16 protein-coding genes are annotated in these 19,889 nt (G+C 67.3%); 9 read left to right on the top strand and 7 right to left on the bottom strand.

The annotated features are described in order from the left end of the window. Positions 1-53: 53 nt before the first annotated feature. On the top strand, positions 54-1,169 hold the full coding sequence (gene proB, locus ACFU4Z_RS14930) for a glutamate 5-kinase (RefSeq protein WP_379063475.1): 1,116 nt from the start codon (positions 54-56) through the stop codon (positions 1,167-1,169). Between the two features lie 973 nt (positions 1,170-2,142). Here proB and ACFU4Z_RS14925 read toward each other — a convergent pair. From ACFU4Z_RS14925 to ACFU4Z_RS14915, 3 genes are all read right to left on the bottom strand, one after another. Continuing rightward, positions 2,143-3,558, bottom strand: a complete 1,416-nt coding sequence (locus tag ACFU4Z_RS14925; protein ID WP_379063042.1) for a hypothetical protein — start codon at positions 3,556-3,558, stop codon at positions 2,143-2,145. Continuing rightward, positions 3,555-3,929 carry a hypothetical protein gene (locus tag ACFU4Z_RS14920; RefSeq protein WP_379063040.1) on the bottom strand — a complete coding sequence of 125 codons (375 nt, stop codon included), beginning with the start codon at positions 3,927-3,929 and terminating at the stop codon, positions 3,555-3,557. The genes ACFU4Z_RS14925 and ACFU4Z_RS14920 overlap by 4 nt, the downstream gene beginning before the upstream one ends. 83 nt (positions 3,930-4,012) lie before the next feature. Then, positions 4,013-4,723: an ESX secretion-associated protein EspG gene (locus tag ACFU4Z_RS14915; protein ID WP_379063038.1), complete on the bottom strand. Its 711-nt coding sequence runs from the start codon at positions 4,721-4,723 to the stop codon at positions 4,013-4,015. Between the two features lie 217 nt (positions 4,724-4,940). On the opposite strand from ACFU4Z_RS14915, the gene ACFU4Z_RS14910 reads away from it, so the two are divergent. From ACFU4Z_RS14910 to ACFU4Z_RS14875, 8 genes are read left to right on the top strand one after another with little or no spacing between them, the layout of a single operon-like run. Then, on the top strand, positions 4,941-7,667 hold the full coding sequence (locus tag ACFU4Z_RS14910) for a phosphoenolpyruvate synthase (protein ID WP_379063036.1): 2,727 nt from the start codon (positions 4,941-4,943) through the stop codon (positions 7,665-7,667). Further along, on the top strand, positions 7,657-11,202 hold the full coding sequence (locus tag ACFU4Z_RS14905) for an AMP-binding protein (protein ID WP_379063035.1): 3,546 nt from the start codon (positions 7,657-7,659) through the stop codon (positions 11,200-11,202). The genes ACFU4Z_RS14910 and ACFU4Z_RS14905 overlap by 11 nt, the downstream gene beginning before the upstream one ends. Then, positions 11,199-11,465, top strand: coding sequence for an acyl carrier protein (locus tag ACFU4Z_RS14900; RefSeq protein WP_379063033.1), 267 nt, complete (start codon positions 11,199-11,201; stop codon positions 11,463-11,465). The genes ACFU4Z_RS14905 and ACFU4Z_RS14900 overlap by 4 nt, the downstream gene beginning before the upstream one ends. Next, on the top strand, positions 11,462-12,592 hold the full coding sequence (locus ACFU4Z_RS14895) for an SDR family oxidoreductase (RefSeq protein WP_379063031.1): 1,131 nt from the start codon (positions 11,462-11,464) through the stop codon (positions 12,590-12,592). The genes ACFU4Z_RS14900 and ACFU4Z_RS14895 overlap by 4 nt, the downstream gene beginning before the upstream one ends. After that, positions 12,589-13,545 carry a nucleoside-diphosphate kinase gene (locus tag ACFU4Z_RS14890; RefSeq protein WP_379063029.1) on the top strand — a complete coding sequence of 319 codons (957 nt, stop codon included), beginning with the start codon at positions 12,589-12,591 and terminating at the stop codon, positions 13,543-13,545. Before ACFU4Z_RS14895 ends, ACFU4Z_RS14890 begins: the two co-directional genes overlap by 4 nt. Next, positions 13,542-14,534: a ScbA/BarX family gamma-butyrolactone biosynthesis protein gene (locus ACFU4Z_RS14885; protein WP_379063027.1), complete on the top strand. Its 993-nt coding sequence runs from the start codon at positions 13,542-13,544 to the stop codon at positions 14,532-14,534. The genes ACFU4Z_RS14890 and ACFU4Z_RS14885 overlap by 4 nt, the downstream gene beginning before the upstream one ends. Further along, positions 14,534-15,166, top strand: a complete 633-nt coding sequence (locus ACFU4Z_RS14880) for a nitroreductase family protein (protein ID WP_379063025.1) — start codon at positions 14,534-14,536, stop codon at positions 15,164-15,166. The genes ACFU4Z_RS14885 and ACFU4Z_RS14880 overlap by 1 nt, the downstream gene beginning before the upstream one ends. Before the next feature lie 37 nt (positions 15,167-15,203). Beyond that, positions 15,204-16,145 (top strand): hypothetical protein, encoded by a 942-nt coding sequence (locus ACFU4Z_RS14875; RefSeq protein ID WP_379063023.1) that lies wholly within the window; start codon positions 15,204-15,206, stop codon positions 16,143-16,145. 9 nt (positions 16,146-16,154) lie between these two features. On the opposite strand, the gene ACFU4Z_RS14870 is transcribed toward ACFU4Z_RS14875, so the two are convergent. The 4 genes from ACFU4Z_RS14870 to ACFU4Z_RS14855 all read right to left on the bottom strand — a co-directional run bounded on the left by ACFU4Z_RS14870 (position 16,155) and on the right by ACFU4Z_RS14855 (position 19,824). Beyond that, positions 16,155-16,472, bottom strand: a complete 318-nt coding sequence (locus ACFU4Z_RS14870; protein WP_379063021.1) for a hypothetical protein — start codon at positions 16,470-16,472, stop codon at positions 16,155-16,157. A gap of 47 nt (positions 16,473-16,519) precedes the next feature. Next, positions 16,520-17,614, bottom strand: coding sequence for a methyltransferase (locus ACFU4Z_RS14865; RefSeq protein WP_379063019.1), 1,095 nt, complete (start codon positions 17,612-17,614; stop codon positions 16,520-16,522). A gap of 199 nt (positions 17,615-17,813) precedes the next feature. After that, entirely contained in the window at positions 17,814-18,623 is an 810-nt protein-coding gene (locus ACFU4Z_RS14860; protein WP_379063017.1) for a DUF72 domain-containing protein, read from the bottom strand. Between the two features lie 439 nt (positions 18,624-19,062). Then, positions 19,063-19,824 (bottom strand): MerR family transcriptional regulator, encoded by a 762-nt coding sequence (locus tag ACFU4Z_RS14855; RefSeq protein WP_379063015.1) that lies wholly within the window; start codon positions 19,822-19,824, stop codon positions 19,063-19,065. Positions 19,825-19,889: the final 65 nt, after the last annotated feature.

Raw genomic sequence — 19,889 nt, 5'->3', positions numbered from 1 at the left:
GCGGTACAGGGAGTTCGGTTGCTATGCAGGTGAGTTCTGGTATGGCCGAGGCGATGTCGCAGGATGGGCTGAGTGAGGCTCGGCAGGCGATCGCTTCGGCGCGCAGTGTGGTGGTGAAGATCGGGTCGTCCGCGCTCACCAGCCTGAAGGGCGGGCTGGATACCGCGCGTCTCGATCGACTCGCCGATGCGGTGGAGGCGCGGATGCGCGCGGGATCCGAAGTGGTCGTCGTGTCTTCGGGCGCGATCGGCGCGGGCATCGCTCCGCTCGGGCTGACCAGCCGCCCGCGTGATCTGGCCACCAAGCAGGCGGCCGCCAGCGTCGGCCAGCTGGCGCTCGCCCATGCGTGGGGCACCTCCTTCACCAGGTACGGACGCACCGTCGGACAGGTGTTGCTCAGCGCCGACGACTTCTCCCGCCGCGAGCACCACCGCAACGCCCAACGCACTCTGGACCGGCTGCGCTCGCTCGGTGCGGTCGCCGTGGTGAACGAAAACGATACTGTCGCAACGGAGGAGATCCGCTTCGGCGACAACGACCGGCTCGCCGCGCTGGTCGCGCACCTGGTCGGCGCCGACGCGCTGATCCTGCTCTCCGACGTCGAAGGCCTCTACGACGGCGACCCGCGCAAGGGTGCGGCGAACTTCATCCCCGAGGTCCGCAGCAGTGCCGATCTCGACGGCGTCATCGCAGGCAGCGGCGGCGCACTCGGCACCGGCGGGATGGCTTCGAAGTTGTCGGCGGCCCGCCTTGCCGCCGACGCGGGCGTGCCCGTACTGCTCGCGGCCGCTACCGAGGCTGCCACCGCACTGACCACAGGCACCGTCGGCACGGCCTTCGCCGCCCGCCCGGTCCGCCTATCCGCCCGCAAGTTCTGGGTCCGCCACGCCGCCGACAGCCGCGGCGCCGTCCTCATCGACGAGGGCGCGGTCCAAGCCGTGGCCCACCGCCGCCGCTCCCTGCTCGCCGCAGGCATCATCGGCGTCCGCGGCCGCTTCCACGGCGGCGACGTAGTCGACCTCGTAGCCCCCGACAACCGCGTAATAGCCCGCGGCGTAATCGAATACGACAGCACCGAACTCACCGGCATGCTCGGCCGCTCCACCGCCGAGCTCCCGGACACCATGCAGCGCCCGGTAATACACGCCGACGACCTCGTCAACGTCTGACCCCCCATTCTGCAAGATCCGCACCCTTGCCTCCGCAGGGCACACCGCTGAGTGGGTGTCCGGCGAGGGGCATGGGGTCGGGCGGGGCGAGAATTGGCGGTTGCCGAGGAGATCGCGGCCGCCACCCGTCTCCGCTCGCCGACTGCGGTGCGGTTGGCGGGGTGCTCGATGAGTGTGTGCGCGACTCCTGATCGAATCCGCGGTCAGGATGGAGGATTGTGGCATCGGCCCTGTTGCGCCTCCGCCCGGTAGTTGTGATCGAATCATAGTGCGGTGCTGCAACTTTGGCGATCCTATTTCCTCGAGTCGGGTCGTTCGGCGGTTCGAGGCTGTGGTGCGTTGCCGCCATTCAGCTCCATTCGGCCGCTGCGGTGCCGTTGCGGTGGGCTGAGCATTGGATCCGCTGGTGGTTTTCCCGACACATGATCGAATCAGGGTCGGGTGGATGACCAAGTGGCGTGGGTCGGGTGTGCTCTCGCCTCCGGCGGATGTGCCCGAATCATGCAGCGGTGTTCGAACTTTGGTAGGCACGGCGCCGCGTTTCGTCGAGTCGGTCCTGTGGCGGTTCGAGGCTGTCGGATGGCCGCCACTCGACTCCGTTCGGCGGCTGCGGTGTCGTTGCTGTGCTGTGCTGTGCTGTGCTTCGCCGAGTGGGGGGCTTTGGTTACACCTGATCGAATGCGGGTCGGGTAGAGGTGCGCCCTCCGCCCGGCTGCTGCGCCCGAATCGTGCTGCGGTGCTGGTGAGCGCCGGCTTGTTACGTCGAGTCGAGTCAGATGGTGGTCCGAGGTTGCCGGGTGGCCGCCATTCGACTCCGTTCGGCGCTGCCGGTTGCTGTGCCGGTTGGAGGTGTGGGTTTGCCCGACACCTGATCGAACGCATCATCGGGATGGAGGATCGAGGGCGTCGGCCATCCGGGGTTCGGGCGCTCGGGTGTTGCTGGGTACGCATGGGTGGGAGGGCTGTCGGTGGCCTACTTGTGGGGTGTGGGGATGACGCCGGGCTGGTTGGTGGTCGAAGGTGATTGCTGGTCTTGGTCTTCTGTGACGGGGCCGGTGACACCTGGCTGGCCGCCGGGGTCGACAAGTGGGGGAGTGGGTTCTCCAGGCTGTGGGGCAGGTGGTTCCGGCTGTGGGGCTGGTGGTGTTTGCGGGGTCGGCGGAGCGGGTGGCGGGGTCGGTTCCACTGTGGGGACTGGTGGTTCGGGCTGTGGGGCAGGCGGTGGCTCCGGTGGTGGTGCTTGTTGTGTTGGCGGTGCAGGGGCTGGTGGCTCGGGCTGTGGGGCTGGGGGTGGCTCTGGTGGTGGCGTTTGTTGTGTCGGTGGCGCGGGTGGCGGGGTCGGTTCCACTGTGGGGACTGGTGGTTCGGGCTGTGGGGCAGGCGGTGGCTCCGGTGGTGGCGCTTGCTGGGTCGGCGGAGCAGGTGGCGGAGTCGGTTCCACTGTGGGGACTGGTGGTTCCGGTTGCGGGGCAGGGGATGGCTCCGGCGGTGCCTGCTGCGTTGACGGTGTGGGTCCCGGTGCGGGAGAAGATGATTCCGGCTGCGGAGCCGGAGATGGTGCAAGCGGCGTGGTTTGCTGGGTCGGCGGAGGGGTCGGCACCGGCGTCGGGCTGGGGGTTAGCCGGGGGTCGGGCGCGGGCGCCGGGGTGGACGGCGGTGTCGGAACAGGTTGGGGGGCTGGCTGTTCCGGTGTCGAGGGAACCGTCGGCGGCACAGCGGTGCCGGGCGGCGTCGGGGCGGGGGTGGTTGGAACCGGGGTGATCGGCTGCTGATCCTGTTGCGGCAGTGAGGGTTCGGAGTGTTCCGGTCGGGTATGTCGTGGGTTGATCGGCCGCGGGGCCATCTCGCCGGGCAGCTGTGGGGGGTCGGGAAGGGCGGGAACGCCGGTGCCTGCCATGTTGTAGGCCGGTTTGTACACCATGTTCATCGCGAGGACGGCTTCCTGGCGCAGTGCTTCCGCCGCCATCTGCGCGTCGATAATGCCGCCGGCCTCCAGCAGTTTCGCGATCGCGCCGACCGGGCCCGAGCCTCCGGGGGGAACCACGGCGATCTTCACCGCCTCGGCGGCCGCGGCGACCCCACCGAGCCGCGCGCCCACCTGGCCCATGATGGCGGCGAGCTCGTCGACCGACTCGGCGTAACTGCGGGCACTGGCGTATGCCGCGTCCGCCGTGGCGCCCTCCCACTCCATGGAGTTCATCGCTCGATCCGAGCTGGCTCGGGTCAGTGGAAACGAAGTAGCCAGTGTGCCTGCCACTTCCAGCCAGGTGACCGAGGCGCTCAGGACCTGCGCAGCGTCGATTTGCTGAGTCTTGGCGTAGATCTCCTCATGCCGCATCGACTCGAAATGCTCCATCGAGCTGATGTAGTCGGGGTCGTTCCCGTTCACCGCGGCACCCTCGTTTCGATGGCCCGCAACGCGGCGGCATTCGCGGCGTCGGCCTCTTCGAGCAGTCCGCCGCTGATCAGGAACGCCTCCTTCATTCGGTAGGCGGCCTCGATGTAGTGGTCGAGCAGTGCGGCGGCGTCGCGAGCCTTGTGGCTGAAACCGGCCTGGAGCTGCTGAGCGGAGACGAACCCGCCGAAGCCCTGTGCTTCGGACGCGGCTTCGAGGCGTTGCTGGAGATAGGTCAGTCGATCGGCCTGATGGTCGTACATCTCGGCACAGCGCCGTGCCGCGGCCGGATCGAACTTGACTGTTCCTGCCTGCGCCTGCTGCTTGAACCGGGCGATATCGGCTCGGCTGGTCTCGATCGTCATGCGCACCCCTGAGATCGGTCGGTCCGACCCAGACTAACCGGAAGCCAAGCCGTCGGTCAGTAGTAGTTACCCGTCGGCGATGGTCATCCTGCCTGTGCCGGAATGCGTTTCTGCAGCTGAGCGGCGAGTTGCTCGGCCGAAGCGGGCACAACATGCACGGTCGAACCCGCTTTGATCAGGTAGCGTCCGTCGCCCTCGACATCGATCCAGGTGTAGTGGATCGGGGGCGCCGGTTCCGCCCGATCCAGCCGCGCCTCGATCCGGAGGTGTCCCTCCGCGGTGTGCGGCTTCAGCAACAGCCTGCGGATCGGTGGCGCGGCCGGTTGGCGCGCGACGATCTCATCGTCGCGGATGGTGTCGGCAGGTGCGGCTCTGGCCGGTTCCCGCCCCGGCGGCGTCTTCGGCAGCAGCGCCGCGATCCTGGCGCCGAGTTTGGCGCTGTGCCCGATCGAGATGCGTACTCGGCCACCGAAATCCGGGCCGGCGCCCGGCTCCTGCAGGGCGAGCACGGCATGGTCGAAGATCGCACCCGCCAGCAAACGGATCTCGGTGCCCGGGCGATGCGTCCCGCCGATCGCCACTATCCGCGTGTGCGGTTGGGCCAGGATCCGCAGACACGCGGTCAGGTCCGGGTCGCTGCCGGGTGGCAGCCGCTCGTCCAGCTGCGCGCGCAACACATCGGCGTCACGCTCCGTGCGCGGTGTCTCGAGGATCCGGATGGGGTAGGGATGGCGATCTACCTTGGTTTCCTGCCAGACATGTGCGAACTCATCCGGGGTGAATGTCCAACCCACGCCGACTCACATCCTCACCGAACCCACCGAATCAGCCTGAAGCTTAGCGGCGAGTCGAGGGTTGCGACCAACTCTTCGGTCAGCGAGCCCGCAGGATTGCGGGCTAACGTCGAGGTGAATTCTCGGATATATCCAAAATAGTCCCCTCTTTTGTTCGGCGTGCCCGGTGCCGTAGCACCCGGCTCCACCCGGTACCGAGGGGTCGACAGGAGACACCTTGCAGGTACTTGGACCGTGGACCGATACAGCAACGATCGCCGCGCTAGCGGGAGGTAAAGCGCGCGGATTGCACACTCTGCACACCAGTGGTTTCCGCGTGCCGGATTGGGTCGTGCTGGGAACCGATGTGTTCGAGCAGGTGCTGCGCGCGGGCGACCTCACCGGGGAGTTGACGGCTTTCCTCGCCATCGACGACCTGGAAAGGGCGTTGGCGGCGGGAGCGGCGCTGCGCACACAGGTCGTCGCCGCGGCGCTGCCGCCGTCGGTGCTCGCGTTGATCACCGACGCCTACGACCGGTTCGACGGCGGCTCGGTCGCCGTGCGCTCCTCGGTGGCCGCCGAGGATGGCCCCAGCCACTCCTACGCGGGCCAATTCGACTCGTTCCTGAACGTCAACGGCCTCGACGCGGTGACATCCCGGGTGCGGGCGTGCTGGGCGTCGGCGTTCTCCGAGCGGTCCATCCGCTACGCCTTCGCCCACGAGCTGCCCTCTACCGGCGCGCCTGCCGTCGTCCTGCAGCGGTTGATCTCCGCGCGGACCAGCGGCGTGATGTTCACCGCGAACCCGATCACCGGCGCGGCGGAGGAGTTGGTGATCAGCGCGGTGTACGGGCTCGGTGAAGGCCTCGTATCGGGCGCGGTGGACGCCGACTCGGCGATCGTCGACAAATCCTCCGGCGCGGTGCTGGAAACGGTGCTGGGGGACAAGGAGCGGTCCTATACACCCGCCGGTGATCAGGGCGTCGCGATCGATGAGGTCGATCAGGAGCGGCGCAGCCGTGCCGCGCTGTCGGATGCCGAACTCATCGAGGTGGCCGAACTGGGGCGCAAGCTGGAGGCCGACCTCGGCGCGCCGCAGGACGTCGAGTGGGCGATCGATGACGACGGGCTCTGGTTGCTGCAGACACGACCGATCACCACCGCCGTGCGCGACACCTCCCGATCCGGTGGCGCGCTGTTGCGCGGCGCGGGTGAGGTGCTCGCCGACGACGAGCAGCGGATCTGGGACAACTCCAACATCATCGAGAGTTTCAGCGGCATCACTTCGCCGTTGACGTTCACCACGGCGGCCGATATCTACGGCCGGGTCTATCATGGCTACGCGAAATCGTTGCGGGTGCCCGACGAGCAGCTGCGTCAGACCGATCGCTGGACTCCGGTGCTGCTGGGCTACTTTCACGGCCGCGTCTACTACAACCTCCTGCACTGGTACCGGATGGTGGGCATCGCGCCCGGCTACCCGTTGAACAGGAAGGTGCTGGAAGCGGCGCTCGGCGTCGACGAACCACTTGCCGACGAGCTCGCGAAGACGCTGCGGCCGTTCACTTTCCGAACGCGAGGGGCCCGGCTTCGCTCCAGGACGGTCACCACGGTCACCTATCTGCGGCGGCTGTTCGGAATCGACGATATGGTCGAGCAATTCATGACCGAGTTCTATCGCGTCTACGATGAATACGACGCCATGGACTACCCGTCCCTGTCCGGCGAACAGGCCTACGCGTCCTACCGCACCGTCGACCGTGATCTGGTGCAGCGCTGGGGCCCGCTGATGGTGCTGGACGCGATCCTGCTGACCAGCACCGGTTTGATGTTCCTGCTGACGAAACTGCTGCTGCCCAAGGCGCCGGAGTGGTTCCTGTACGCCGTGGTCGGCCCGGGTGCCGATGTCGAATCGGCGGAGCCCGCGCGTGCGATGACCGAGCTGGCCCAGTTCGTGCGCACCGAGCCGGAACTCGTGGCATTGGTCAATTCGACTCCGCCGGAACAGATCTACCCGGCATTGCGCGGATCGCAGCGCGCCGAGTTCCTGGCCCGGGTCGACGCCTACATCGATCGCTACGGCTATCGCAGTCTCGACGAGCTGAAACTGGAGACGCCCGATCTGCGGGAAGACCCGGCCAGCCTGTTCGTCATGCTGCGCAGCGCCATCGGGCGGGTAGGAGACGCCGCACAGCACAGCCGCAGCGCCGAGGCCGACGACTATCTCGACGCTCACCTGCACGGCCTGCGCCGTCGGATCTACGAACGGCTGCGCGCCAAGGTGAATCGTTGTGCCGCGCACCGCGAGCGGCTGCGCTTCTGCCGGACGCGAGCCTTCGGCATGGTGAAGCGGATGATCCGGGTGATGGGCCGCGACCTGGTCGAGCGCGAGGTTATCGACGAGTTCGGCGACGTGTTCTTGCTGACCGTGCAGGAATTGCGTGGCTGCTACGAAGGCGCGCAGACCGAGACGCTGCGCGATCTGGTGGCGGCACGAAAAGCTCAGCGCGCCAGGGACAGCGAGTTGGTCGCGCCGGCTCGCTTCGTCACAACAGGTCCGGCCTTCGGGCGGGCCGAGCTCGCGGCTCAGGGCTGGGTGCCGGTGACCGACACTCCGGCCGCGACAGTCGGAACGGTGCTGACCGGAACGCCGTCGGCGTCGGGGATCGTCGAGGGCACGGCTATCGTGGTCGACAAGCCCCGTGACGTCGCAGGCGGCGTCCTGGTGGCATATCGAACCGACCCGGGCTGGGTGGCTGCGCTGCCCTCGGCGTCGGCTCTGGTGATCGAGCGCGGCAGCCCCCTCACGCATGTCGCGATCGTGGCGCGTGAATTAGGAGTTCCCACCGTGGTACAAGTCAAGGACCTCACGAAAAAGATACGGTCCAGCATGCGGATTCGGGTCGATGGAACCAATGGGACGGTTACCGTGCTGTCCGAAGGAGACCTCCGCGATGGAGCGTGACATATATGTTGCGGCAGTGCGTAATTGGCTTGTCGAGCCCGCGGAGGACGCCGGGGTCCATCTGGCCGACGAAGGCGAGGGCTGGACCTATCGCAGCTATCGCGAGCTCGCCGACATCACCTGGTCCATCGCCGCTCTGATGCGGGCGCACGGCATGGGCAGCGGCGACGGTGCGTGCGTGATCATGCCGACCGGATTCCCGTGTGCCGCAGCGTTCTACGCCGTGTGGGCCTGCGGCGGGGTCTTCACCCCGGTCGCCCCGCCGATGTTCGGTGACCTCGACCAGATCGTCGCCCACATCGCGGCGATCCTGGCGCAGGCCCGTCCGCGACTGGTGGTGACCTCGACGGAGTTCGAGCAACTCGTCCGCAGGGCGGCGATCGAAGCGGGCCGCACCGACGAGCCGCTGGTGATCAACGCTCAGACCCTGGGGCCGCCACCCGCGGTGCGTGAGTTCGGCGAGCCGGACGAGTGCGCGCTGCTGCAATTCACCTCCGGCTCCACCGGCACGCCGCGCGGCGTGCGCGTCAGCTGGCAGAACCTGGCCAACAACATCGCGATGATCTCCACCCTCGTGGACTGGCGACCCGGCGAGGCCATGGTTTCGTGGCTGCCGCTCTATCACGACATGGGCCTGGTCGGCGCCTTCCTCACCGCTGTGACCAATCAGGGCGACCTATACCTGATGCGACCCGACCAGTTCGTCCGCGACCCGGTGCGGTGGCTGCGCGCGATGACCCATGCCCAGCACTCGCCGTCACCCTCGTTCGCGCTCGGCTATGTGGCACATCGGGTGCCGCAGGAGGACATCGCCGAGCTCGACCTCTCCGGCTGGCGCACGCTCGCCGTCGGCTCCGAACCCGTCGAGGTCGCCGATCTGCAGTCGTTCGCGAATCTCGCAGGCGAACAAGGCTTCTCGACCAATGCGTACACGCTGGCCTACGGGCTCGCGGAGGCGACGCTGATGGTGACCTCGTCGGCACGCAACCGCCCGGTCACCGCGCTGCGCCTCGACAACCCGAGTCTGCGCTTCGGGTCGAGGATCACGATCCTGGACGAGCGATTGCTCGACGACACCCATCGGGTCGAAGGCGCGGGCTGGATTACCGGCCTGGGCTACTCGACGCCGGAGTCGACGGTCACGGTGGTCGACGAGGACGGTCACGAGCTCCCCGACGGCACCCTGGGCGAGATGGTCGTGGTCGGCGATTCGGTGGCGCTCGGGTATTCGGTGACGGACTCGGGGGAGCCCGCGGCGGGTTCGTCCACCCGGATCATCGACGGCAGGCTCTACACCGGTGACGCGGGATTCCTGTATCGCGGTGAGGTTTTCGTGCTCGGCCGGATGGGCTCGAGCCTGAAGGTGCGCGGCCGTTCGGTGTTCATGGAGGACATCGAATCCCGGGTCGCCCAGGAAACCGGGATCACCAAAGGCAAACTCGCCGCGGTCACGATCACCGAGGCGGGCGCGCAGGGCATCGCTTTGTTCGCCGAATCCGCGCCGGGCGACTGGATCTCCCAGGCTCGCACCATCATTCGTGGTGAGCTCGGTCCCGCCCAGTCCGTCACCATCGTCACCGGACCCCGTGGAACCATCCGCCGCACCTCCAGCGGCAAACCGCGCCGCCGCCATATGTGGCAGCTGTTTCGCGATGGAGTCCTCGACGGCGCCATCGCCCACGAGGCAGACAACACCGAAGCAGGCCATGGCAGAGCCGCTCAGGACATCGCACCGGAACCGGCGCTGGCTGCGGAGCGGGTGCGTCAGCTGCTCGAGCGCGCCTTGGAAACCGTAGTGGTACCGCGGGATTCGACGGTGCTGTTCGAAGGTTCACTGGCCGAGGGGTTCGGCAACGAGGGATCCGATGTGGACTTCCTCGTGCTCGCTCCCGGCGACGAGGAGATGCCGACACTGCCGACAGTGCTGTTCATCGATGGGCGGCGAGTCGAGGTGCGCACCCGGTCGCAGGCACAGCTGCGCGGACAGTTGGCGCAGGTCGCGGCGGCGGGGAACCCCAGAGAACTCGATGAGGACCTGCTCAACCGGTGTCAGCGATTCCTGCGCGCGGCCGTGGTCCGGTCGGGCACGCCCGACGTAGCCGAATTGCGCTCGCTGCTGCCCTACTCCGGCTTCACGGAGCTGATGGCGGACTGGTGGACCGCGCGGGCCACGCAGGCATTGCGATTCGCTGTCGCACTGCGCGCACTGGGAGCGCACGCCGAAGCGGGCGGGTGGGCGCGCGATGGTCTCGTGCAGGCGATGAAGGGGTGGGCGGCGCGGCGCGGCGAAACCTACCTGGAGACCAAATGGCTGCCCCAGCAGCTGGACCGGATCGGGCACGACGACCTTATCGATCGCTACCGGGACGCCAGTGCTGCCGCCGTCTGGGCGTTCGACGACCAGGCGCGGGAGATCGGCGACGCGGAATCGGATTCCGAAACTGCGCACCATGCTGTCCCGGTGTCCGTCGGCACGGAATCCGATCGGCCCGGCGACGCGCGAGCTGGGGCCGCGGCCGAACAGCTGACCTGGCACAAGGTGTGGGAACTTGCCGCGGCACTCGGCGTGCCCGCGGTGCCGGACGACCCGCATCAGATCTTGTTCGCGCGCCGCCCCGGCGTCACCACCTGGACGATCGGTGGCCGCGTGCATGTCGTACGCGACGATCGAGATGTCTTCGTGCTCTCGGACCCGGCCGCGCGGGCCTGGCGGTCGGTGGTGTTCCGGCATTCGGTGCGCGACGTGCTCGCCCGCGCCCAGTCGGACATCGCCGCCGAGCTGTCCGAGTTCATCCGGCTCGGGTTCGTCGGATTGCAATGGCGCGGCGGCGAACCCATCGAACCCGCCTTGGCACTGTGCAAGCCGGTGCGGCCCTATACACCGGTGCCGAGTACGAGCGCCCCCGCGCTCGGCGTGACCGGAGCCGCGGGAGCAGAACCGATCGCCACCCTTTCTCCACTGCCCGCGACCAGATTCACCGAATGTGCGCTGAATCTGGTGTGGTCCAACATCGTTCTGGAGAATGCCAGGGAGGACCTGGCGGGCGCGGTGAAGAACTCCCAGGGCGCGGTCGCCGACATAGCCGCCCACCGCCTGATCGCCATGGCAGTTCGGGTCGTGCTATCCGCCTTCGGTATTCATCCATTGCCCGCCGACGTGGCGCCCGCCGAAACGGTACGACGCATACTTCCGGCGCACGCATCGGGTCGCGATGCGCTGCTGGCCCAGCTGAAATCAGCTCAACAGGTGTGCTTCTCGGACATTCTCCGCACCAGCGGTGACACCAGCGCCGGTCTCGCGATCCTGGACGACTTCGTCGCCCTGGTGCGGCGGATCGCAGGCGGCTCGGAGTCCGCGACGGGTTTCCCCGCCTCGTTCGATTCGCGCGAGCAATGGCGCCGGACCCTGGCGATCGGTTATGACTGGCTGCGCCTCGCCGGTTACCTGAACACCGACCTGCCGCTCGACGAGGCCCGCGATCTGCTGGCCTCCGGTGGCCACCAGCCCCATCTACGGGAAGGAGAGTCGGCATGACCGCTGTAGCCGATACCGCGATCGCCGAGAAGGTCCGCCGCCTCGTCCTCGCGATGGCACCGCGACCATCGGCGACCGACGATGAGAAGCGGCTGGTCGAAGACCTCGGCTTCGATTCCTTGCGTCTCATGGAACTCACGGTGGTCCTCGAGCGCTCCTTCGACCTGCCGCGCTATCGCCCGGAGCAATTGATCGGCGTGCGTCGAGTCGGGCAAGTGATCGCCCTCGTCGCGGGGACGCTGGCCGAAGGCGGCCCATCATGAGCGAGCAGGCCGGGGCTGACCGGCAGCGCGGTGCGATCGCGAGCGCGCGCGATACCGTGCTGGTCACCGGCGCGACCGGATTGGTGGGCGCCGAAGTCGTGGCGCGGCTGGCCGCCGCCGGCCGACCGGTGGCTGCTGTGTTGCACAGCAATTCGAGCATTGTCCGCAACGACGGCACGGTGCTGGAGGCGGGCACGCCGGTGGCGGGCGATATTCGGGCGCGCGGTTTCGGCATGTCGGAGCGCGACACCGCCGACTTGGCCGAGCGCGTCGGCGCCATCGTGCACTGCGCGGCGACCACCGCCTTCGACGCGCGAGATTCCGACTATGAGGAACTGAATGTGCGCGGCACTGTGCACGCCATCGCGCTGGCCAGGCAGTGGGACGTTCCGCTCGTGCACGTCAGCACCGCGTATGTGTGCGGACGGCGCGGCGGCGTGGTCACCGAGGACGAGCTGGACGCGGGCCAGTCGTTCGGCAATGGCTACGAGGACAGCAAGTTTCGCGCTGAACAGTTGGTGCGCGCGGCCGGTGAGCAGGGGCTGCGCTGGGCGATCGTACGGCCCGGCATCGTGACCGGCGTCGCCGACTCGGGCGCGATCCGCGAATACAAGAACCTCTACACCGTCGTGAAACTCATGGTGGAAGGCAAACTCCGGGCCCTGCCGGGCCGCTACGACGCGACCCTGTCGCTGGCTCCGGTGGATCACGTCGCCGACGTCATCGCCGCGGCGGTCCTGGATTTCGACTCCGCTCACGGTCGCACCTTCCACGCGCTCGGCCGGGACACCGTGTCGTTGCGCGAGGTATCGGATGTGCTCGCCGAATATCCCTCTTTCGAGGTGGCCACCTTCGTGCCGGAGGCGACCTTTGCCGAGGACGACCTGGACCCGGTAGAACGGGAGTACTACCGGCGCATCGGCTCGCTCTATACCAGTTACTTCCAGCGGCGCTTGATATTCGACACCGCTCATGCCGACGCACTACTGGGCAAGCCGTCGCCACCGAGCGGCAAGGACTACCTGCGTCTGCTCCTCGACTACTGCCTGGAATCGGGATACCTGGGCGTGCGGCTGCCATCGATCGAAGATGTACTGGCGAGCAATGACTTCGGAGGCGGGCGATGAGCGGTGCGTCACCGGGCGAGCGCGACGGGGCCGTCGGCGATTCGCTGCGCGAGCTGCTGGCCGGTTCGACGCCCTCGGCGGAGAAAGCCGGTGTCTACCTCGACGACACCTACGTGCAGGAGTCGGTAGACCAGCTCGATCGGTTGGGCGTCGACGCGGCGAAGTTCGCCGTGCAACATTCGCTGCTGCTGCTGAAACCCGACGCGATCGTCGCCCGCGCCGTCGAACCGACACTGCAATGGCTGGCCGACAACGGTTTTCGTGTGGTCGGCGCCTACCGCATCCCGGTGGATCGACACCTGGCCCGAGCGCTGTGGTACTTCGCATGGAATATCGCCTCACCCGAACGCAGGCGGCTCGCCGATCTGCTGGTCGGCATCTCGGAGGTGCTTGTCCTGGTGGTGCACGGTCCCGACGGGGAGCTGCCGGTCTCGGTGCGGCTCACCGAGGCCAAAGGCGCGACCGATCCACGTAAACGCAGGCCCGGCGAATTGCGGTACCTGCTCGGCAGGCACAACTATCTGCTCAATCTGGTGCACTCACCCGACGATCCCGCCGATGTGCTGCGCGAGCTCGCCATCTACTTCGGCGAGCGGACGCGGGCGGCGGTGATCGCGCAGGCAGGCGCGGGTGTCGACCGCTCGGCCGATGCCGTCGCGATCGCTCATGACCTGTACACCCACGCTCCTGCCCGCAGCTTCGACCGTGCCGAGGCACTCGCACGGCTGCTGAGCGATCTCGACCGGGCAGGTTTCGCGCTCCCGCCCGATCTCGACCTGGAATCCGATGCGGGCTGCGCGCAATTGCTGTACTCGGCATGGGCCGCGGACCAGGACCTGGATCCGTGGTCGGTGATCGTGCTCGGCTCATATGTGCTTCCCATGCGGACCGGCACTCAGCCGCAGACCTTGCGGCCCGTGTCCGCGACAGATTGGTTGGAGGGTCGACGGTGACCACAGACGCAGCACCGGTACGGGCAGCAAGCCACGTCCGCACCATCTCCCGCGAACTAGCGCATCGCTGCGCGGTCTCCGAGGTCTTCGTGACCTCGCTGGATACCGTGGCACCGGACGAGTTCGTCGCGGGCGGACAGCTACCGAGAATGCACGCCTACTACGGCGACCACGCCGGTTCGCTCGCGATGCGACACGATCCGCTGCTGGTGATGGAGGCGGCCAGACAGGCGGCGATCGCGCTGACCCACGAGTTCTATGGTGTGCCGCCCGAAATGGCCTTCGTAGTCAGGACTTTCAACGGCACCGCCTCCGATACCCCGGCCTGGGAAGTGCACACCGCGCCCGCCGACCTCGTGATGCGGGTACGGGTGCCGCAGCGGCACCGCCGCGGCGGTGTGCTGCACGGCCTCGACATGGTGCTGGATATCGAGTGTGCGGGCAAGCCGATGTTGACGGTCGACGGTTCCTTCTCCTGGGTCACCGCGCGGCAGTGGTCGGGCCTGCGCTCCGCGTTCCGGGACAGCCTGGGGCTCGGACCTTTCCACGGGGCCTCCGCACTCACCGAACGCGCCGTGCCCGCCGCGGTGGGCCGGGAGAACTGGCGCAACGTGGTCATCGGTCCGCCGCGCCGGGCCGGCGCAACCGCGCGGGCCGCGCTGGTCGCCGACCTCGGCCACCCGTTCTTGTTCGATCATCAGCTCGACCATGTCCCCGGCAGTCTGCTGATCGAAGCGTGCCGCCAGACCGCACTGTCGATGATCGTCGACGAATTGCCGCGGTTGGAGTGTGTAGCAAGTACTTTCGATCGATTCGTCGAACTCGATCTGCCCGCCGAATGCGTGGCGGAGGTCGTCGACCAGGGTGCGGGCACCGTGGTGATCCACTGTGAGATCCGCCAGGCCGGTGCCGTCGCGGCCCAGGTCGATCTCGAATTCGCCGAGGACACACTGGATCCCGAGGCCGAACCGAACTCCGGGATCGTCTGATGGACAGGAGCCGGATGGGCAACGATCTGCTGACAACGACCAGGGCCTTTCGCCGCCGCCTCGACCTCACCAGGCCGGTCGCCAGACAGGACCTGCTCGACTGCCTCGACGTCGCGGTGCACGCCCCGAGCGGCACCAACCGGCAGCCGTGGCGCTTCCTCGTGGTCGAGGACCCCGATACCAAACAGCAGATCGCCGAGTACTACCGAAAAGGCTTTGCCGCCTACCTGTCCGCCCGCACCCCACGCCCCGACCAACTCGGCGACCTCGCCTCCGGCCGATACCTCGCCGCCCACCTGCACGAGGTTCCGGCCCTGGTGGTCGTCTGCTCGCTCGGGCGTCCTCCCGCGAACGCCGCCGGCCTCCAGCTCGCCAGCTTCTACGGCTCCGTCTACCCGGCGGTCTGGAACTTCATGCTCGCCCTGCACGACCGTGGCCTCGGCTCCACCATGACCACCGCCCACCTGGTCTACGAACAAGAGATCGCCGACCTGCTCGGCATTCCCTTCGACCAGATAACCCAGGTCGCCATGCTCCCGGTAGCCCATCTGCTGCCCGGCGCCAGAAGTCCTGGTCCGCACCGTATTCCGGCCGCCGAGGTGACGATGTGGAACCGCTGGAGCGAAGAGTGAGTGGCGTATCGGCGAGTCGCGGGCACCGGGGCGCGGCATGAGCGGCGCAGCGGGAACCTCGTCGACTCCGCGCCTGCTCGGCTCCCTTGCGCGCATCGCCCGGTTCACCGCGGTGATGTACAAGCCGCACTACCTGCTCTACGGCGTGCTCTGGGTGCTCGCACTCGAAGGAACGGCAGCCCTTGTCTCCGAACCGGATTCGTCGTGGCATCCGACCGGGTCCACTGCTGTCCGCATCGCCGTCGTCGCCGTCGTCCTGCTGTATCTGCGCATCGTCGACGAACAGAAGGATCTCGACTACGACAGAGTGCACAATCCCGACCGCCCCCTGGTCACCGGCGCGATCAGCGCGAACGAACTGCGCAGCGCGATGGCGGTGATAGCGGTGGGCGCCATCGCCGCCTGCCTGACGCTCTCCTTCGGCTCGGCGGTGCTGATCACCGCCGTGCTCGCCTACGGACTTGCCCTCTGGGGTCTGGAGAATCTCTCGGCATCCGTGCGCACCGACATCGTGCTGAACCTGGTCATCACCTACCCGGTTCAACTCCTCGTCACCGCGTACGTCGTCGTTTCCGCGATCGGGACCGGCGAAGTCCGCTCCCGTTGGCAGGCAGCGGCCGTCGCGATCATTTTCGCGGGCGCTTTCCTGCAGTTCGAATTCGCCCGCAAGACATCCAAGTTGCCGCGCACCGGCGAGATGTACTACTCGAACGCCTTGGGCGCCCACGGTAGCGCGACGGCCGCGCTAGTGTGCGCCGCGATAGCGGTTTTCGGTGACCTCGCCCTGGTTCGACCGTGGAGCTATTCCGGGTCGCAAGCGTTGATCGCCTGGATTCCTGTGGCGCTCTTACTGATTCCAGCCACGGCGGCATCGAAGTTCCGGCGCGCGAGCACGCCGGACTACCCGGTCCTACCCGCGGTCCTGTTCATTCTTGCCCTCTACATCGTGCTGATTGTTCAGGCGCTGGCCCTGACATGATCACCGAGGTCAATCGAACACCACAGGCCGCAGTCGAGTCGTGAATCTTCCGGCCCGGTCGAGCGCATCCGCCGCCGCATCCAACTCGATCTGCGCCTCCTCGAAGACTTCGACCGCGCCTGCGATGCAGTACCCGGGCGTTGTCAACGCGCCGACCCCTTCGGTATCGACGAGCACTCCCGACCCCGGCAAAGCCTGGTATTCCGCGCCAAGTGCCTCGAGGTCACCTCGTAATTCGCGAACCCGCTCGAGCAACCGCGCCCGCCGTGCATCCAGCAGCAGCGGATCATTCATCTCGCCGGAATCCGCTGACTCATCCGTCGTCATTGCCGCATCTTCCTCGACGTTTGCCACAGCCAGGTGCCACTCGGCACCTAACTGGGGCGCACTTCGAGGACATTGTCGGGGGCTACGGTGGGGATCCGGCGCACAAGGGTGAATCCAGAGGCGGCGAGGAAGTCTCGGTATTGGTCTTCGGTGCGTTCGCGGCCGCCTACATTGATGAGCATTTCCAGGTCGATGAATTTTCCCGGGTGCGGTCGATTGTCTTCGGGGAGTACGAGTTCGATGAGCAGCAGCGTCGCGTCCTTGGGCATCTGCTCGTGCAGGGTGCGCAGGATCTGCTTGGCTTTGTCGTCGGCCCAATCGTGGATGATGTGTTTGAGAATGTAGGCGTCGCCGCCCTTGGGCACCGTCTCGAAGAAGGAGCCGCTCTCGACCGTGCAGCGGTCGGTGAGGCCGAGTTCGGCGAGGCGGGCGGGCGCCGACGCGACCACTTCCGGCAGATCGAACAGGATGCCGCGTGATGCCGGTGTGCGGGAGAGGATTTCGGTGAGCAGGGTGCCCTGTCCGCCGCCTACGTCGACAATCGTGCCGTACTGGCCGAAGTCGTACGCGGCGAACAGCGGTTCTATCGCCAGGGTGCCGATGCTGGTCATGGCGCGGTCGAACAGTTCGCCGAGCTCACGGTCTTTCTGCACGTAGTCGAAGAACGACATACCGTCCAGATCGGTGCCGACGGTTTCGCCGGTGCGCACCGCGTCGACCAGATGCGTCCAATGATTGCGGTGCATCGGCGAGCCGAAGAAGAGCACGGTATCGCGCAGCGAGACGCTCGCATCCCGGCGCAGCGCCTGTGCCATCGGGGTGAGCGTGTATGTGCCGTCCGATCGGCGAGCGAAGATGCCGTGGCTCGTCAGCAGCCGCAGCAGCCGATGTAGCGCATCCTCGTTCGCGCCGGTGGCGCGCGCCAATTCCGCACCGCTACGCGGACCGTCGGCGAGCGCGTCTGCCACACCGAGTGCGGCGGCCGCGTGGATCGCCTGGGTCAAGAACCCGGCAACGATCATTTCCAGCAGCGCGATATGCCCTGGCACAAGTCGCCGGTGTAGCCCCGCCATCGAATTGCGGGCGAACTCGAGCACTCGCAACAGCGCCTGCGGTGGAACTTTCGATCGGTTGGATGCCATCGTGCCTCCATCCCGTCGGGTATCGACAGTTTCTCTCAGGAGGCTACGTGGCGATTCGCCGCTCGCGCGGCTAATTGAGCAGCAACGTCGTCGGCTGAGTCGCGCGCGGTACCTGAGCACTCCACCCCGGCTTCGGGCGACCGATACACCGAGCTGTCTCGAGGGTGGGCCTGCCACCCCACCGCGATGCCGACCAGGGTCAGCCGCCCACGCGCGCCTGGAGTGCGAGAGCGTCGCGTGGCGCCATGACCTTCGCGTCGTTGTCGAAGTAGACGAATACATCGCGGTCCGCGGCCCATGAGCGGATCTTCGCCGCCCACATGTCGAGGCCGTTGTCGGTGTAGCCGCTGACGTAGAGCTCGTCGTGGCCGTGGAGCCGGATGTAGACGAAATTCGAGGTGGCAGCCTCGATGAGCGGGTATTTGCCTGCGGCGTCGGCGACGACCAGCGCGATGTCGTGTGCGGCCAGCAGTTCGGTGAAGTGCGGAGTGACGAAGCTCGGATGTCGGATCTCGAGCGCGTACCGCATCGGCCGTTCGGCGTCGGTCGTGGTGAATCCGGGGTCGACCCGGTGGTCGTGCTGTGCCGCGATCTCGGCGGCCCGTGTCGTCGTGCGGGGGAGGTGACCGAAGAATTCGCCTAGTAGGACCGGATCGAAGGCGAAGTTGGGCGGCAGCTGCCAGAGGATCGGTCCCAGCTTGGGGCCGAGTGCAAGCAGCCCGGACGCGAGGAAGTTCGCAAGCAGGGCGTCACCGTCGCGCAGCCGCTTCATGTGGGTGATGAACCGGCTGCCCTTCACGGCGAACACGAAGCCCTCCGGCGTCTGACTCGCCCACTTCTGGTAGCTCGACGGACGCTGCAAGGCATAGAACGAGCCGTTGATCTCGACGCTGCCGAGTTGCTGCGAGAGATAGGCAAGCTCGTTCTTGTGGGCCAACCCCTCGGGATAGAAGGCGCCGCGCCACGGCGGATACACCCACCCCGATGTGCCGATCCGGATCTCGCCCACGCTGTCCATCGTGGCAGACACAATCCCCGCGAAGCCGCAGGCCGCATCGCTCGTCGTCGGGGTTGGGGGCTGCCAGCCTCTGAAGGCCAGCGAACGGGACTCGACTGTGGCACACCCGCGCGCCCACTCGGCACGATGATGTCTTCCGAGCGAAGCGAGACCGACCACCAGAGTTCGCGGCCCGCCTCCTGTAACACCCGAGACGCGTCCACCAAAGTCGCAACCTCAGCCACCAACGCCCCCACTGGGCACGATGATGTCTTCCGAGCGAAGCGAGACCGAGCCCTAGAGTTCGCGGCCCGTCTCGCTTCCGAGCCGTCGAAGCGCACGCGCCGAAGGCGCAAGTCTCGACGGCTCGGAAGCGAGACCAAGGGGGCCGCGAACACGCCGCGGCGCAGCCGCGGCCAAAAACACAGCGCCGCAGGCGCTGCCAAAAGACTCAGCGGGTGTCGGCGTGGCGCCCGCGTTCGCGCTCGGCGGCGGTGGCGAGGTAGTCGCCGAGTTCTCGGCGCAGGGTGACGTCGAGGGAGCGCGCCAGGGTGGTGTGCACCGAGGCGACGGCCAGCTCGCGCATTTTGTTCAGCATTGTTGTGGTGTCGGCGATTTCGTTGCTGGTCTCGGGGAGCCAGCCGGGGCCGTGTTCATCCACGATGTGCTGTTTGGCCGCGGTGATCATCAGGTGGGTGATGTCGTCGATCCGGTCGGCCACTTTGGCGTAGATCTCGATGAGGGTGCGCAGTTCGATGCCGTACTCGTGCAGTTCGGCGAAGGAGGCCAGCAGCTGGGTGTCGGTGAACACCACGGTGTCGCCTTCGAACCGGACCAGCTTCATCTCCGCGAGCCGGTCGACGAGCTCGTCGGCGTCGGCGCCGAGGATGGTGCCGATCAGCTCGCGTGACACCTCGAAGCTCTCGTCCTTGGCCCAGGAGGCCGTCACCGCATGCTGCAGGCCGAGCACCTCGGTGAGGTCTTTTCCGGTCTCCCAGCTCGTGATGAAGTCGGCGATGTGGGCGGTGGTGAAGCCGCGCTGCAGCAGCGCGTCGATCAGGCGCAGCCGCTCCAGGTGCGCGTCGTCGTAGATGCTGGCCCGCCCGTCTTTGCCCGCGGGCGGCGGCAGCAGGCCGCGTTCCTGGTAGGCGCGTACGTTGCGGGTGGTCGTGCCCGCGGCGCGAGCGAGGTCATCGATCCGGTACTCCGGCATCGGCGTCACCTCCCTCGCCCACTGCGGCGCCGGTCTGCCGGCAGCCGAACAACACGGTTATCGAT

Source organism: Nocardia sp. NPDC057440, from assembly GCF_042802915.1.
In the GTDB taxonomy this organism is placed as follows: Bacteria; Actinomycetota; Actinomycetes; order Mycobacteriales; family Mycobacteriaceae; genus Nocardia.
The sequence above is the reverse complement of the archived record's forward strand: the minus strand, read 5'-3'. Positions and strand labels throughout refer to the sequence as shown.

Excerpts from the sequence above, each read along its gene's own strand:
- ACFU4Z_RS14905 (WP_379063035.1), top strand. The coding sequence starts at position 7,657 with ATGGAGCGTGACATATATGTTGCGGCAGTGCGTAATTGGCTTGTCGAG.
- ACFU4Z_RS14880 (WP_379063025.1), top strand. The coding sequence starts at position 14,534 with ATGGACAGGAGCCGGATGGGCAACGATCTGCTGACAACGACCAGGGCC.
- ACFU4Z_RS14890 (WP_379063029.1), top strand. The coding sequence starts at position 12,589 with ATGAGCGGTGCGTCACCGGGCGAGCGCGACGGGGCCGTCGGCGATTCG.
- ACFU4Z_RS14855 (WP_379063015.1), bottom strand. The coding sequence starts at position 19,824 with ATGCCGGAGTACCGGATCGATGACCTCGCTCGCGCCGCGGGCACGACC.
- proB (WP_379063475.1), top strand. The coding sequence starts at position 54 with ATGTCGCAGGATGGGCTGAGTGAGGCTCGGCAGGCGATCGCTTCGGCG.
- ACFU4Z_RS14875 (WP_379063023.1), top strand. The coding sequence starts at position 15,204 with ATGAGCGGCGCAGCGGGAACCTCGTCGACTCCGCGCCTGCTCGGCTCC.
- ACFU4Z_RS14900 (WP_379063033.1), top strand. The coding sequence starts at position 11,199 with ATGACCGCTGTAGCCGATACCGCGATCGCCGAGAAGGTCCGCCGCCTC.
- ACFU4Z_RS14895 (WP_379063031.1), top strand. The coding sequence starts at position 11,462 with ATGAGCGAGCAGGCCGGGGCTGACCGGCAGCGCGGTGCGATCGCGAGC.
- ACFU4Z_RS14920 (WP_379063040.1), bottom strand. The coding sequence starts at position 3,929 with ATGACGATCGAGACCAGCCGAGCCGATATCGCCCGGTTCAAGCAGCAG.
- ACFU4Z_RS14870 (WP_379063021.1), bottom strand. The coding sequence starts at position 16,472 with ATGACGACGGATGAGTCAGCGGATTCCGGCGAGATGAATGATCCGCTG.
- ACFU4Z_RS14865 (WP_379063019.1), bottom strand. The coding sequence starts at position 17,614 with ATGGCATCCAACCGATCGAAAGTTCCACCGCAGGCGCTGTTGCGAGTG.